A 13,994-nucleotide genomic window follows, 5' to 3' on the forward strand; every position below is an offset into this window, starting at 1 on the left:
AGGTTACGTTAACGTCAACAGGATGATCTTAGCATTGGCAAAAGGCGCAGCTTAGACGCAAACCGAATTTGCTTATTTGCTTCATGAACGCGGCTTTTTCGGCTCATCGCCGAGCAGGAAACGGCCGGGATCGATGGCGTCGACCAGGTCGCTTTCGAGCGGCAGCGGTTCGCCCTCGAGCTGGCTGAGCAGCAGGTCGGCCATCAGCATGGACCAGACGATGCCGCGCGCGCCGAAGCCCTGCATGCACCACAGGCCGGGCTGGCGAGGCAGGGCGTGCAGGCGTGGCGAACCGGCAAAGCCGGGTTCGGGCACCGGGCCGACAATGGGCAGGCGATCCGGCGACATCGGGCGGAAACCGACGCGACCGTGCAGTGTCGCGGGATCGATGCCGGTGCCGAAGCCGGGCAGGCTGAATTCAAGCTTGGCGAGATTCTCGACATGATCGGCGAGGTGCTCGTCCGGGTCGGTGTCGTCGAGCTGGCTGGTGGCGCCGATCAGGCGCAGGCCGTCCACTGTCGGCATGGCGTAGCCGCCCTGGCGGCAGACGACGATGTCGAGCGGTGGCGTTGCGGCGGCTGGCAAATGACTGACCTGGCCGCGTGCCGGCTGTTGCGGCAGCCAGGAAAATTGGGCAAAACGCGTCGCAGCGGCACCGCTTGCCATGATCAGCACCGGCGCCGCGGCGATCACGGCGCCCGTTGCATCGAGAGCACGCCACTCGTTTTCGGCCCTTTCCAGACGGTCGACCGTTGTCCGGCAGCGTAAATCAATCTGCTCCGGGAAGGCGGCCAGCGCGGCGCGGCAGACCGAGGGCGGCTGCACCCAGCCGCCTTGCGGAAACCACCAGCCGCCGATCTCCACCGGTCGACCAGCCAAAACCGAGGCTTTTGCCGGCTCGGCGAATTGCAGCAGTTCGTCCGGCAGGCCGAGATTTTCGACGGCCTTGCGCTGCTGTGCTGCATGCTCGGCATCTCGCCCGAGGTGCAGCACGCCGCAGGGCGACCAGCGTGCGTCAGACAGGGCGGCGAGGCGGGCGCGGGTGGCGAAAAAGCCGGCCCGGGTCAGGCGCGAGATGCGGTTGTCGTCCACGCTGGGCAGCGGCCGCAGCATCCCGGCCAGATTGCTGGAAGCGCCGGTGGCCGGCGTTGCCGCCTGTTCCAGCACCGTGACCTGCCAGCCGGCGGCAGCCAGCGCATAGGCTGTCGCACTACCGGCGATGCCGGCGCCGATCACGATGGCGCGCCGTTCGGCCGGCGGCTGGTGGCGGTTCGGCCGGCGCGAGCGGAAACGGCCGGTCAGCATCTGCCATTTGCCGGCAAAGCCGGACCGCTTCTTCAGCTCAAATTCGGCTTCTTTCAGGGCCTGACGCACCTGTCCGGCCACCGCCCAGGTCGCCAGCGTCGTGCCTTCGGACGACAGCCGGGCGAGCGCCTTGCACAGCTGCGGCGTCCATAGCTCCGGGTTCTTGGCCGGCGCGAAGCCGTCGAGGAAAAAGGCATCGACGGCGGCGTTGACCGTACGCAGCTGTTGCGTCGCATCGCCGAAGAACAGGGTCAGGATGACATTGCCGCCGTCCAGGTGCAGACGATGCACGCCCGGCGTCAGCAGCGGCCATTGCGCCTGCAGTTCGGCGGCGAGTTCGGCGAACTCCGGCCAAGCCTGCTGTGCGACGGCCAGGTCGCTGGCGGTGAACGGGTGTTTTTCGCAAGAAACGAAATGCAGGCGGCGACAGCGTTGCGGGTCGTCCTGCCAGGCCTGCCAGGTGGTCAGGAAATTGAGGCCGAGACCAAAGCCGGTTTCAAGAATGACGAAGCGGTCGCGACCCTGCCAGCGAGCGGGCAGATCGTTGCCGGCGAGAAAAACGTGGCGGGCTTGCGCCGGGCCGCCGTGCGGCGAGTGATAGACATCGCCGTAGGCGACCGAGAAGGGCGTGCCGTCCGGCGCAAATTCGAGGCGGGCGGGCTGGAGTTTGGCCACTAGTGGAGCAGCGATTTGCCCGGAGGAGTGGTCAGCGTGGCCGGAGCATCGTAACTGAGCCCGAGATCCCACTTGGCCTGCTCGCTGGCGGCGCGCAGCATCGAACACAAGGCCTGCAACAGCTCGCCGTTCAGGTTGAGGCTGAAATAGCGCTCCCGACCTTCACGCAGGATCATCCGGCCCAAACCATCCTCGCTGCCTTCGAAGGTCGCTTCGGAGGCGAGCAGCGGCTTCGAACCGAGCGGAAAGACCGGATTGTCTTCCCGGAACGGTTGCTCAAAGCTGGACGGCTCATGCTCGGAAGTAGTGTCAGCCTGCGGCGCGGGATTTGCCAACTGCTTGGCCAGCATCCGGCTCAGATGCGGCCAGATCTCGCGCAAGAAGCGCCGCGTCAGAAAAACGCGGACTTCTTCGTTGTCATCCGTCGCAATACGCATAACCAGCCGGTCCTGCACGCTGTCGTTGGCGATTTGCAGCTGGCGAACAGACATCAGTCTTTTGCCTCGCCCGATTCCAAACCGATACGTGCGCGAGCGCAGTCAGAACAAGGCGCACGGCGCCGCCGCATAGCAGCGCTATGCAAGGTGCCGTGCAACGCAGTTATGACAAGCGCAGCCACGTATCACTCGGGGCGCATGGAGGGGAAAAGGATGACATCGCGAATCGCCGCTGCATCCGTCAGCAGCATGATCAACCGGTCAATCCCGATGCCGCAGCCGCCGGTCGGGGGCAGCCCGTATTCCAGCGCGCGGATGAAATCGGCGTCGTAATACATCGCCTCCTCATCCCCCGCATCCTTGGCCTTCATCTGCTCATGGAAACGTGCTGCCTGGTCTTCCGCATCATTCAACTCGGAGAAGCCATTGGCAATCTCACGCCCAACGATGAACAACTCGAAGCGCTCGGTAATTTCCGGATTGGTATCGGAAGCACGCGCCAGCGGCGAGACTTCGACCGGGTAGTCGATGATGAAGGTCGGTTCCCAGCACTGGGCTTCGGCGCAGGCTTCGAACAACTGCAGTTGCAGGCTGCCCAGACCGCCCGGCTTGACCTTCTCGCCGAAGGCGTTGATCTTGGTCTTGAGGAATTCGGCATCGGCCAGCTCGGCATCGGAGAATTCCGGATGTTCGCGCTGGATCGCCTGGTTGATGGTCAGGCGATGGAAAGGCTTGGACAGGTCGAGTTCGCGGCCCTGATAGACGAAGACTTCCTTGCCCAGCGCTTCGCGCGCGGCGTGACGGAGCAGGCCTTCGGTGAAGTCCATCAGCGTGTGGTAGTTCGCATACGCCTCGTAGAACTCCATCATCGTGAATTCGGGGTTGTGGCGCGGGCTGAGACCTTCGTTACGGAAGTTGCGGTTGATTTCGAAGACCTTCTCGAAGCCGCCGACGACCAGGCGCTTGAGGTAAAGCTCCGGCGCGATGCGCAGGAACTGCTGCATATCGAGCGCGTTGTGATGCGTGATGAAGGGCTTGGCCGAAGCGCCGCCCGGGATCGGGTGCATCATCGGCGTTTCGACTTCCATGAAGCCGTGGCCGGTCATGTAATTGCGGATCGACGAGACGATGGCGGAACGGGCGCGGAAGGTGAAGCGCGTTTCCTCGTTCATGATCAGGTCGACGTAGCGCTGGCGATACTTCATTTCCTGGTCGGCCAGGCCGTGGAACTTGTCCGGCAGCGGGCGCAGCGACTTGGTCAGCAGACGGATCTCGCTGGCCTGGATCGACAGTTCGCCGGTCTTGGTCTTCATCAGCGTACCGACGACACCGACGATGTCGCCCAAGTCCCAGCCCTTGAAGGCGGCATAGACGTCTTCGCCGACCTTGTCGCGTGCGACATAGAGCTGGATGCGGCCGGACAGGTCCTGCACCGTGGCAAACGAGGCCTTGCCCATGACGCGCTTCAACATCATGCGACCGGCAACCTTGACCTCGACCGGCATGCCTTCGAGTTCTTCGGCAGATTTTTCGCCGTAGCCATCATGCAGCTTCTGCGCGGTGTTCTCGCGCTGGAAGTCGTTCGGGAAGGCGGCACCCGTCTTGCGCCATTCGGCCAGTTTGGCGCGACGCTCGGCGATGAGCTGGTTTTCGTCTTGCTGGACCGGGGCTTGCTGTTCGGCGTTGGACATGAAAAATCCTTGGAAATGAGGTTGCTGCGGGGCAAAAGCCTGGAACCCTGAATTTTCGCCGATTCAGGGGGGGGGAACAAGCTGGACAGGGCATTTTTGCCCTGTTTTTTACGTTGACCGGCGGGCGCAGCCTACTTGCGCGCGGCGCGTACCAGCTTGCCTTTGCCGCCGCGATTGCCACGGCAGATTTCCAGGCGTTCGCCCTTGAGCTTGGCGGCGGCGCCATCGACGACCGGAATGATGTCGTCGAGCGCGGTCTTGCCCGGCGCGGCGTCAATCAGCTTGAGGCCGCGGCCCTTGGCGAGCAGGCGGACTTCCTCGATGTTGAAGACGAGGGCGCGGCCATCCCTGGTAGTGCAGGCGATTTCGCCTTCACTCGGGGCCGGCATGAAGACGGCCGGAGTTTCGCCTTCGCCCAGGGTCAGGAAAGCCTTGCCGGCCTTGCCGCGCGACATGAAATCCTCACCCTTGCAGCGGAAGCCGTAGCCGCCGTCGGCAGCCACCAGGTAGAGCACCTCGTTCTTGACGGCTAGCGCCAGGCAGGGCTTGCCGCCATCCTGGAAGTCGGCCAGCGAGGTGGCCGGGATGCCGTCGCCCTTGCCGCCGGGAATGTCGGAGGCGGGGATCGAGTAAGCGCGGCCGTTGGAATCGAGCAAAATCAGGTGGTCGACCGTACGACAGGGCAGACAGGCGAGCAGGCTGTCGCCGGAGCGGAAAGTCAGTTGCGTCGGGTCGATGTTGTGGCCCTGGCGCGAGCGCAGCCAGCCGTGTTTCGAGACGATCAGCGTGGTCGGCTCGTCGACGATGGAGACCGTCTTGGCGTCCGACATGGTGACCTTGGCGTCGGCCTCGATCAGGGTGCGGCGCTCGTCGCCGTATTTCTTCGCGTCGGCCTCGATCTCGGCGGCGACGCAGGCGCGCAGCGCCGGTTCGGAGTCGAGCAGGTGATTGAGGCCCTTGGCTTCTTCACGCAGCTTGGCGAGTTCCTCGCCGATCTTGATGCCTTCCAGCCGGGCCAGTTGGCGCAGGCGGATTTCGAGGATGTCTTCGGCCTGGATCTCGGACAGCTTGAAATGCGCGATGAGGTCGGCCTTGGGGTCGTCCGATTCGCGGATGACCTTGATCACCTTGTCGATATCGAGCAGAACCGCGAGCCGGCCTTCGAGGATGTGGATGCGCTTTTCGGCGGCGGTCAGGCGATGCCGCGTGCGGCGTTCGACGGTGGCCAGGCGGAAGCGGCACCATTCGGCGATCATGCTGTACAGCGAGGCCTGGCGCGGCGTGCCGGTGACGCCGAGGACGGTCAGATTGATCGAGGCGTTGGTTTCCAGGCTGGTGTGGGCGAGCAGCATGCGGATCAGGTCGTCCTGACCCTGGCGCGAACTGGCCGGCTCGATGACCAGGCGCACGGCGTGTTCCTTGCCCGACTCGTCGCGCACGCCGGATTCGGAAATGGACGACAGGAAGGCGGCCTTGAGATTGAGCTGTTCCGGCGTGAATACCTTTTTGCCGGCCTTTTCCTTGGCGACCGGGTTGGAGCAGGCTTCGATTTCCGACATCACCGCGGCGGTGGAAACGCCCGGCGGCAGTTCGGTGATGACCAGCTTCCACTGGCCGCGCGCCAGGTTCTCGATTTTCCACTTGGCGCGCACGCGCAGGCTGCCGCGGCCGCTCTTGTAGGTGGCGGCGATTTCCTCGGGCGAGGAAATGATCTGGGCACCGCCCGGGTAATCGGGGCCGGGAATCAGCGCCAGGACTTCGTCTTCGCTGAAATCCGGGTTTTTGACGAGGTTGACCGCTGCGGCGGCGACTTCGCGCAGGTTGTGCGCCGGGATTTCGGTGGCCATGCCGACCGCGATGCCGGACGCGCCATTGAGCAGGCAGAAGGGCAAACGCGCCGGCAACAGCGCCGGTTCGTCGTTGGCGCCGTCGTAGTTGGGCTTCCAGTCGACCGTGCCTTCGTCGAGTTCGGCGAGCAACAGTTCGGCAATCGGTGTCAGGCGGGCTTCGGTGTAGCGCATGGCGGCGGCGTTGTCGCCGTCGCGCGAGCCGAAATTGCCCTGGCCGTCGACGATCGGGTAGCGCAGGCTCCAGTCCTGGGCCATGCGGACCATCGCGTCATAGACCGAGGAATCGCCGTGCGGGTGATATTTACCGATCACGTCGCCGACGACGCGCGCCGATTTGACGTGGCGCGGGCTCTTGTACAGGCCCATCCGGTGCATGGCGTAGAGAATGCGGCGCTGCACCGGCTTCTGGCCGTCGGCGGCGGAGGGCAGGGCGCGGCCGGTGACGACGCTCATCGCGTATTCGAGATAGCGGCGGGCGGCGTAGTCGGCGGGCGATGCAATGTCGTCGGCCGGGCCGGAGGCCGACGGTGGCAGTGCCGGCGGTACGGTCAACCCGCTGTCGGGCGGCAAATCGGGCAGATCGGCGGGCGCCGGCTCAGCCGTGGCAAGGGGTTGCGCTGCGGCCTCGGCGGCGACGGTTTGCGTTTCGCCGGCCGCCGCTTTGGCGCTGGCATCGAAGAGATTGAGCTGGTCGGTCATGGTGTTGCGGCAAATCCTGAATCGAGTCGGGCGCAAATTTATCATAGGGTGGCGGGCGGCAAGGGCAATTCCGCCGGCTGGACGACGGCGGCATTGGTTTGGTGGCGTTCCGCTTGTTCAGCTGCTTCGATGTTGTTTGTTGTTTAAAGATCCAAAATTAGTCTTTTAAATCTTGAATATGCGGTTAACGATCTAAAATAAGACTATTGTTTCTTGTATTCGATTTGTGAACTAAAATTAGTCCGTAAGGCTGTCTAATTGAATTTAATGATCTAAAAATAGGCTATGGATATCTATCGGATGACCAACGATGAGCTGGCCGCGCAACTGGCCGCCAGCCTCAAGGCCTGGCGCGTTTCGCCCAACGGTGCGGCGCTGACCCAGGCCGACCTGGCGCAGAAGAGCGGCATCGGCCTGACGCCGTTGAAGCGCTTCGAGAAAACCGGCGCCATCACGCTGCGCAACCTGATCGCCATCCTGCGCGCGCTGGATCTGCTCGACGGCCTGCAGAATCTCGTGCCCGACGCCGACAGTCCGAGCCCGCTCGACGTGCTGGCTGCGGCGCAGAAAAAATCGGCACGGGTCCGCCAGCGCGCGCCGCGCTCGCATAAGGCGTAAATATGGACGACATCCGTGCCGTTCAGGTCAATATATGGGGCCAGTTCGCCGGTGCCGTCGCGCCGCTGCGCAACAAGCCCGGCTATTACGAATTCAGCTACGCGCCGGAATTTGCCAAGCGCGGGCTGGAGCTGTCGCCCATCCTGATGCCACTCAAGGCGAAGCGGCGTTTCAGCTTTCCGGCGCTGGCCCGGGAAACTTTCCACGGTCTGCCCGGCCTGCTCGCCGATGCGCTGCCTGACAAGTTCGGCAATGCGCTGATCGACGAATACCTGGCCCGGCGTGGCATCCTGCCCGGTGACATCACTACTCTGCAACGCCTGCTTTACGTTGGGCGGCGCAGCATGGGCGCGCTCGAATTCGAGCCGGCCGAAAAGGCCTTGCGCGGCGCCGCGGCCAGCTTGCCGCTCGATATGGCGCACCTGGTCGAGGATGCGCGGCGGGCGCTCAAGGGCGAGTTTTCCAGCATCGCCCAGGACATCATCGACATCGGCAGTTCGGCCGGCGGGGCGCGCGCCAAGGCGGTGATCGGCTGGAACCGCCAGACCAACCAGGTGGTGTCCGGACAATTCGACGTACCCGATGGCTTCGAGCACTGGTTGCTCAAGTTTGATGTCGGCGGCGACGGCGAACTCGGCACCACGGCCGGTTTCGGCCGCATCGAATACGCGCACGCGCTGATGGCCGCGGCGGCCGGCATCGAGATGAGCGAATGCCGCCTGCTCGAAGAGGGCGGCCGGGCGCATTTCATGACCAAACGCTTCGACCGCGACGGCAACGCCAAGCTGCACGCCCAGTCGCTGTGCGGCCTGCTGCATCTCGATTTCAACATGCCCTACGTGCATGGCTACGAGCAATGCCTGCGCAGCGTGCTTGGCCTGCGCCTTGGCGCCGATGCGCTGGAACAGGCCTGGGCGCGTTGTGCCTTCAACGTCGCCATCGTCAATTGCGACGACCACACCAAGAATTTCGGTTTCCTGATGGACAGCGCCGGCCAGTGGCGGCTTGCCCCGGCCTACGACACCTGCTTTGCACACAATCCGGGCGCCGGCAAATGGACGCGCCAGCACCAGATGCAGGTCGGTGGCAAGACCTGGGACATCGGCGTCGACGATCTGCTGGCGCTTGCCAAGACCTACGACATCCGCCGCGCCCGCGAACGTTTGCAGCAGATCCGCGAGGCCGTCGCCCGCTGGCCGGAGTTCGCCGCAACGGCTGGTGTGGCCGAGGCGGAAGTCCGCAAGATCGCGGCCTTGCAGCCGGCGTGGGCGAAAGAGGTTTAGCTGCAGGAGGAAGATGTCGTGAGCCAGTCAATTGATCGGCGGGTGTGCTTTGACAAGGGCAGGGGCGGCATTTGTCCTCTGTGTTAACAAGCCGCTGGACGGACCCGCCCGGACTTGCTATTAGTATTCCTTCGGAATGTCCTGGTCAGGTTGAATCATGGAACACACCGGCATGCAGATCGCCCGCCTCGCACCGGCCGAGGCGCTGGCAGCACTGGACAGCAGCGCGGCGGGGCTGGGTGGTGCGGAAGCGGCGCGTCGCCTCGGCGAATTCGGCGCCAACCGGGTGGCCGCGGCGGCGCGCCAGCCGGCCTGGCTGAGCCTGCTCGGCGAGTTCATCCATTTCTTCGCGTTGATCCTCTGGCTGGCTGCCGGGCTGGCCTTCACCGCCGCCTGGATGCAGCCGGGCGAAGGCATGTTCGAGCTCGGCCTGGCCATCGTCGGCGTGATCCTGATCAACGGCGGTTTTTCCTTCTGGCAGAGCTATCGCGCCGAGCAGGCGCTGGCTGCGCTGGAAAAACTGCTGCCGCAGCAGGTCAAGGTGCGGCGCGACGGCCGCGAGCAGGACATTGCCGCCGACCAACTGGTGCCCGGTGACATTTTGCTGCTCGCCGAAGGCGCCAAGGTGCCGGCTGATTGCCGGCTGATCGAAAGCTGGAGCCTGCGCGTCAACCTGGCGACGCTGACCGGCGAAACCTATCCCAAGGCGCGCAGCGAAGCGGCCGAACCGGCCGGTGCCGTCGATCCGCTGGCCGCCCACTGCCTGCTGCTGGCCGGCACGCTGGTTGTTTCCGGCGAGGGCAGCGCCGTGGTGTACGCCACCGGCATGCGTACCGAATTCGGCCATATCGCGCACCTGACGCAAAGCACAGGCGATACCGAGTCGCCGCTGCAGGCCGAGATCCGCCGTGTCTCGCGCCTGCTGGCGCTGCTCGCGCTCGGCCTCGGTGTCGTCTTCTTTGCGCTTGGTCAGGCGATCGGCCTCAATTTCTGGGTCAATCTGATGTTCGCGATCGGCATCATCGTCGCCAACGTGCCGGAAGGCCTGCTGCCGACGGTGACCCTGTCGCTCGCGCTGGCGACGCAGCGCATGGCGAAGCGCAATGCGCTGGTCCGCCATCTGCCGGCGGTCGAGACCATGGGCTGCGCGACGGTGATCCTGACCGACAAGACCGGCACCCTGACGCAGAACCGCATGGCGGTGCGCGAGTGGTTTGCCGGTGGCCGTCACCATCTCGCAGCCGAACACTGGCCGGCAGCGCGCGAGCCGCATCTGCGCGCCGTCGCCCGTTTCTGCCACAGCCTCAAGTTTACCGACGGCCAGCCGAGCGGTGACCCGATGGAAGTCGCGCTCTGGCAGTTTGCCGGCGAATTGCCGATGGACTGGAAATTTGCCGGCGAGATCGCCTTCGACGCCGAGCGGCGCCGCATGTCGGTCTATAGCCGTGCCGCCGACGGCAGTGGCGTGCTGCTCTGCAAGGGCGCGCCGGAGAACGTGTTGCCGCTGTGCACGACCTGGCTGGCCGGCAATACCTCGCGCCCCTTCGATGCCGAAGCGCGCGAGGCCTACCGCGTTGCGCACGAAGACTTGGCCAGCCGCGGCCTGCGCGTGCTCGCCTGCGCCTGGAAGCCGCTGGCGGTCGACGCCGCTGCAGACGAAGAAAACCTCGCCCTGTGCGGCCTGATCGCGCTCGAGGACCCGCTGCGCCCCGACGTACGCGAAGCGGTCGGGCGCTGCCACACGGCCGGGCTGCGCGTCATCATGGTCACTGGTGATCATCCGACGACCGGCTTGGCGCTCGGCCGTGAGGCCGACCTGATCCGCGGTGCGACACCGCGCGTGCTGACCGGCGACGAGGTGCGCCGGATGAGCGCCGCCGAATTGCAGATCGCGCTCGATGCGCCGGAAATCCTCTTCGCCCGCGTCAGCGCCGAGCAGAAGATGCTGATCGTGCAGGCCCTGCAGGCCAAGGGCGAGATCGTCGCGGTTACCGGCGATGGCGTGAACGATGCGCCGGCGCTGCGTCTGGCCGACATCGGCATCGCCATGGGCCTCTCGGGTACCGACGTGGCGCGCGAGGCGGCCGACATCGTGCTGCTCGACGACCATTTCGGCACCATCGTCAATGCCATCGAGGAGGGGCGGGCGGTCTATGAAAACATCCGCAAGTTCATCACCTACATCCTCACCTCGAACATCCCGGAGCTGATTCCCTACCTGGCCTTCGTGCTTTTCCGCATCCCGCTGCCGTTGACCGTGATCCAGATCCTCGCCGTCGATCTCGGCACCGACATGCTGCCGGCCATCGCGCTCGGCGCCGAAAAGCCGTCGCCCGACATCATGCAGCGCCCACCACGCCCGCGCGGCGAACGCCTGCTTTCGGGCGGCCTGCTCGTCCGCGCCTACCTGTTCCTCGGCCCGCTCGAAGCGCTCGGCGCGCTGGCCACCTTCTTCTTCGTGCTGCACGGCTTCGGCTGGCAGTACGGCGAAACGCTGGCAATCGGCGATCCGCGCTACCTGCAGGCGACCGCCGCCTGCCTGATGGCCATCGTGCTGGCGCAGATGGTCAATGTCTTCGTCTGCCGCCACCCGCGCCTGCCGGCCTGGCATTTCCCGCTCTTCGAAAACCGCTGGCTGTTGGCCGGCCTGGCCAGCGAAGTGGCGCTAATGGCGGTGATTCTCTACACGCCCTGGGGTAACAGCCTGTTCGGCACGGCGCCTTTGCCGCTGGCGGTGTTCCTCTACGCCTTGCCCTTCGCGCTCTTCCTCGGGCTGGCCGAAGAGGCGCGCAAGTGGTTCATCCGGCGCGCTCCGGCGTCTCGCGCAGCCGTTCCGCCAGGAAGTCGATGAAGACACGCGTCTTGGGCGGCAAGTGGGTTTGCGGCAGCCAAAGCGCGTAGGCGGTCTGGCCGAAGGGGCCGACCGGCGACCACTCGGGTAGCAGTGGCACGAGGCGGCCATCGGCGATCTCGCGGTCCACGGCGTAGTTCCAGACCAGGCCGATGCCCAGGCCGGCCAGCAGCAGGTCGCGCACGACTTCGCTGTTATTGACCACGACATTGCTTTTGACCTGCACGCGCGCCTCTTCGCCGGCGCGCTGGAAGCGCCATTCGCTGCCCAGCTCGCGCAGGCCGTAATGCAGGCAGTTGTGGCCGGCGAGGTCGGCCGGTGTCTCGATTTTGCGGTTTTTCAGGTAGTCGACCGCTGCGCACAGGCGGTAGCGCACCGGCATCAGCGCCTTGGCGACGACCTGTTCGGGCGGCGTGCGGGTCAGGCGCAGGGCGACGTCGTAGCCTTCCTCGACAAGATCGACGAAGCGGTCGAGCAGGGTCAGTTGCAGCTCGATTTCCGGATAGCGGGCGAGAAATTCGGGGATCAGCGGCGCCAGGCAGAGCTTGCCGAAAGTCACCGAGGCGGTGACGCGCAGGATGCCGCGCGGCGCCTCGATCAGGCCGGCAGCGAGGCGGGCGCTCTCGTCGAGCAGGGCGACGCCCTGCGCGGCGCGCTCGTAAAGCACGCGGCCGGCCTCGGTCAGCGACATGGCGCGCGTCGTGCGCTGCAAGAGGCGCAGTCCGAGCTGCTTTTCCAGGCGATTGATGCGCTTGCTGACCGCCGACTTGGTCAGCCCCATGGCGCGCGCCGCGGATGAAAAGCCCTGCGTATCGACAACGCGCACGAAAACGGCGAGATCGGAGAGATGGTCGAGCGGGTTAATTGTTTCCATGGAGCAACAAACTGTTGTTCGATAGATGGATTGTATCCACAAAGCCCGGCTGCAATGATGGTGGCGTGCATACCCCAGGAGAAACCCATGCCCTTGATCCAGATCGTCCTCAGCGGCCCGGCCGCCGCGCCGGCCACCCTCCACGCCCTGCAGCAGGAAACCACCGAACTGATGGCGCGCATCCTGCGCAAGGAAGCGGCGCTGACCGTGGTCAGCGTGACGCAGGCGCCGGCCGGCAGCCATGCCGTCGGCGGCGCCGCGCTCGCCGCGGCGGCCAGCTTGCAGGCGCTGATTACCGCTGGCAGCAACAGCGACGCGGAAAAGGCGGATTTCATTTTTGCCGCGCAAGCGATGTTGACCGCTACGCGCACCGCCTGCCCATGGGCCGCGGCTTTTGCCGCGTCGCCGGCGCCGCTCTACGTTGCCTTGCACGAACTGCCGGCGACGAGCTGGGGCTACGATGGCCGGACGCAGGCGGCACGCAAGGTGAAGCGCGATGCTGCCCAACAAGCCGGCGGTGCCGCATGAGCGCCCGGACCCTGCGCCAGATCGTCGGCCTCGCGCCAAGCCTGACGGCCGGCGCGACGCTGCCGGCGGCGAAAACCGCGCTCGTGCTGATCGACTACCAGCACGAATACCGCAGCGGCCCGCTCGCCTTGCCCGACGAGGCGAGCGTCACGCCCATCGCCTGCCGCCTGCGCGCCTGGGCCGAGGCATCGGGCATTGTGGTGATCCACGTCCTGCACCGCGCCCCGGCCGGCGCGCTGTTGTTCGGCGCCGACTCGCCCGGCGCCGAACCGCTCGCCGGCCTGGTCCCGGCGGCCGGCGAAACGGTGATTTACAAGCAGCTACCCTCGGCCTTCAGCGGCACCGAACTGGCCGAAGTGCTGCAGGCGAAGGGCATTGAGAACCTGCTCGTCGCCGGCTACATGACCCACAACTGCGTGGACTCAACGGCGCGCGAAGCCTTCCATCGTGGCTACAAGGTCGGCGTCGTCGTCGATGCCAGCGCCACGCGCGACCTGCCGGGGCCGGGCGGCATGACGATCACGGCGGCGCAGGTGCACGCCGGGGTGCTTGCCGGTCTGGGTGACCGCATCGCCGAGATCGTCGATCTGGCGACGCTGCAGGCCTTGCGGGTGATTTGAGCTGCGGCGGGCGGTCGACCGTCCAAAAAAGGCAAAAATGCCCGCCGCCGTGTGCGGATTTGTAAAGCGCGCTTCATATAAATTCACCGAGTCTGTCTTGAAGTCTCGCTAGGATCGAAGCGGTCCGGGGTCTCCCGGATCTGTTCGATCAATCTGTCGCAAAGGAAAGACTATGGGAATCTTCAGCAGCATCATGGCCAAACTGGGTTTTGGCGAAGACAAGCAGGAAGCGGCCGTTGCCGCAGCGCCGGCCGCTGTCGAAGCAGCGGCAGTTGCCGCACCGGTGGCGATCAGCGAGGTCGATGTCGTGGCCAAGCTGGAAGCGCTGGCCAAGGCGCATGCCGAAAAGCTCAACTGGAAGGTCTCGATCGTCGATCTGTTGAAGCTGCTCGGTCTCGACAGCAGCCTCGCGGCGCGCAAGGAACTGGCGGCCGAACTGGCTTGTCCGGCTGAGAAAATGGGCGATTCGGCGCAGATGAACATGTGGCTGCACAAGACGGTGCTGCAGAAGCTCGCGGCAAACGGCGGTAATATCCCGGCCGATCTGCTCTGAGCGCTTGTTG

The 13,994-nt window shown here is 65.3% G+C and carries 11 protein-coding genes; 6 read left to right on the forward strand and 5 right to left on the reverse strand.

All coding sequences use genetic code 11. The features are described from left to right. Nucleotides 1–81 precede the first annotated feature (81 nt). From mnmC to parC, 4 genes are all read right to left on the reverse strand, one after another. A complete protein-coding gene (gene mnmC, locus KIG99_RS17805) occupies nucleotides 82–1,980 on the reverse strand; it encodes a bifunctional tRNA (5-methylaminomethyl-2-thiouridine)(34)-methyltransferase MnmD/FAD-dependent 5-carboxymethylaminomethyl-2-thiouridine(34) oxidoreductase MnmC (protein ID WP_226461376.1) in 1,899 nt (632 codons plus the stop codon). Next, nucleotides 1,980–2,471: a hypothetical protein gene (locus KIG99_RS17810; RefSeq protein ID WP_226461377.1), complete on the reverse strand. Its 492-nt coding sequence runs from the start codon at nucleotides 2,469–2,471 to the stop codon at nucleotides 1,980–1,982. The genes mnmC and KIG99_RS17810 overlap by 1 nt, the downstream gene beginning before the upstream one ends. A 131-nt stretch (nucleotides 2,472–2,602) precedes the next feature. Beyond that, nucleotides 2,603–4,108 carry a lysine--tRNA ligase gene (gene lysS / locus KIG99_RS17815; RefSeq protein ID WP_226461378.1) on the reverse strand — a complete coding sequence of 502 codons (1,506 nt, stop codon included), beginning with the start codon at nucleotides 4,106–4,108 and terminating at the stop codon, nucleotides 2,603–2,605. A 131-nt stretch (nucleotides 4,109–4,239) separates the two neighbouring features. After that, complete coding sequence (gene parC / locus KIG99_RS17820; protein ID WP_226461379.1) at nucleotides 4,240–6,657, reverse strand: DNA topoisomerase IV subunit A; 2,418 nt, start codon at nucleotides 6,655–6,657, stop codon at nucleotides 4,240–4,242. 300 nt (nucleotides 6,658–6,957) lie between these two features. On the opposite strand from parC, the gene KIG99_RS17825 reads away from it, so the two are divergent. The 3 genes from KIG99_RS17825 to KIG99_RS17835 all read left to right on the forward strand — a co-directional run bounded on the left by KIG99_RS17825 (nucleotide 6,958) and on the right by KIG99_RS17835 (nucleotide 11,409). Continuing rightward, nucleotides 6,958–7,275: a helix-turn-helix domain-containing protein gene (locus tag KIG99_RS17825; RefSeq protein WP_226443263.1), complete on the forward strand. Its 318-nt coding sequence runs from the start codon at nucleotides 6,958–6,960 to the stop codon at nucleotides 7,273–7,275. 2 nt (nucleotides 7,276–7,277) lie between these two features. Then, nucleotides 7,278–8,558: a type II toxin-antitoxin system HipA family toxin gene (locus KIG99_RS17830; RefSeq protein WP_226461380.1), complete on the forward strand. Its 1,281-nt coding sequence runs from the start codon at nucleotides 7,278–7,280 to the stop codon at nucleotides 8,556–8,558. 157 nt (nucleotides 8,559–8,715) lie between these two features. Further along, complete coding sequence (locus tag KIG99_RS17835) at nucleotides 8,716–11,409, forward strand: cation-translocating P-type ATPase (protein ID WP_226461381.1); 2,694 nt, start codon at nucleotides 8,716–8,718, stop codon at nucleotides 11,407–11,409. Here the strand turns inward: KIG99_RS17835 and KIG99_RS17840 are convergent. Beyond that, nucleotides 11,357–12,283, reverse strand: coding sequence for a LysR family transcriptional regulator (locus tag KIG99_RS17840; RefSeq protein WP_226461382.1), 927 nt, complete (start codon nucleotides 12,281–12,283; stop codon nucleotides 11,357–11,359). The two genes, KIG99_RS17835 and KIG99_RS17840, sit on opposite strands and share 53 nt — an antisense overlap. An 87-nt stretch (nucleotides 12,284–12,370) precedes the next feature. On the opposite strand from KIG99_RS17840, the gene KIG99_RS17845 reads away from it, so the two are divergent. The 3 genes from KIG99_RS17845 (at nucleotide 12,371) to KIG99_RS17855 (ending at nucleotide 13,984) form a co-directional block, all read left to right on the forward strand. Further along, nucleotides 12,371–12,811, forward strand: a complete 441-nt coding sequence (locus tag KIG99_RS17845; RefSeq protein ID WP_226461383.1) for a tautomerase family protein — start codon at nucleotides 12,371–12,373, stop codon at nucleotides 12,809–12,811. After that, nucleotides 12,808–13,431 (forward strand): cysteine hydrolase family protein, encoded by a 624-nt coding sequence (locus KIG99_RS17850; protein WP_226461384.1) that lies wholly within the window; start codon nucleotides 12,808–12,810, stop codon nucleotides 13,429–13,431. The genes KIG99_RS17845 and KIG99_RS17850 overlap by 4 nt, the downstream gene beginning before the upstream one ends. Nucleotides 13,432–13,603: 172 nt before the next feature. Next, a complete protein-coding gene (locus KIG99_RS17855) occupies nucleotides 13,604–13,984 on the forward strand; it encodes a DUF3597 domain-containing protein (RefSeq protein WP_226461385.1) in 381 nt (126 codons plus the stop codon). The last annotated feature ends 10 nt before the right edge of the window (nucleotides 13,985–13,994 follow it).

Origin of the sequence: Quatrionicoccus australiensis (assembly GCF_020510425.1) — a bacterium.
In the GTDB taxonomy this organism is placed as follows: Bacteria; Pseudomonadota; Gammaproteobacteria; order Burkholderiales; family Rhodocyclaceae; genus Azonexus; species Azonexus australiensis_A.

What these genes read in the sequence shown, in the direction of transcription:
- KIG99_RS17810 (WP_226461377.1), bottom strand. Translation starts at nt 2,471, where the DNA reads ATGTCTGTTCGCCAGCTGCAAATCGCCAACGACAGCGTGCAGGACCGG.
- lysS (WP_226461378.1), bottom strand. Translation starts at nt 4,108, where the DNA reads ATGTCCAACGCCGAACAGCAAGCCCCGGTCCAGCAAGACGAAAACCAG.
- parC (WP_226461379.1), bottom strand. Translation starts at nt 6,657, where the DNA reads ATGACCGACCAGCTCAATCTCTTCGATGCCAGCGCCAAAGCGGCGGCC.
- KIG99_RS17825 (WP_226443263.1), top strand. Translation starts at nt 6,958, where the DNA reads ATGACCAACGATGAGCTGGCCGCGCAACTGGCCGCCAGCCTCAAGGCC.
- KIG99_RS17830 (WP_226461380.1), top strand. Translation starts at nt 7,278, where the DNA reads ATGGACGACATCCGTGCCGTTCAGGTCAATATATGGGGCCAGTTCGCC.
- KIG99_RS17835 (WP_226461381.1), top strand. Translation starts at nt 8,716, where the DNA reads ATGGAACACACCGGCATGCAGATCGCCCGCCTCGCACCGGCCGAGGCG.
- KIG99_RS17840 (WP_226461382.1), bottom strand. Translation starts at nt 12,283, where the DNA reads ATGGAAACAATTAACCCGCTCGACCATCTCTCCGATCTCGCCGTTTTC.
- KIG99_RS17845 (WP_226461383.1), top strand. Translation starts at nt 12,371, where the DNA reads ATGCCCTTGATCCAGATCGTCCTCAGCGGCCCGGCCGCCGCGCCGGCC.
- KIG99_RS17850 (WP_226461384.1), top strand. Translation starts at nt 12,808, where the DNA reads ATGAGCGCCCGGACCCTGCGCCAGATCGTCGGCCTCGCGCCAAGCCTG.
- KIG99_RS17855 (WP_226461385.1), top strand. Translation starts at nt 13,604, where the DNA reads ATGGGAATCTTCAGCAGCATCATGGCCAAACTGGGTTTTGGCGAAGAC.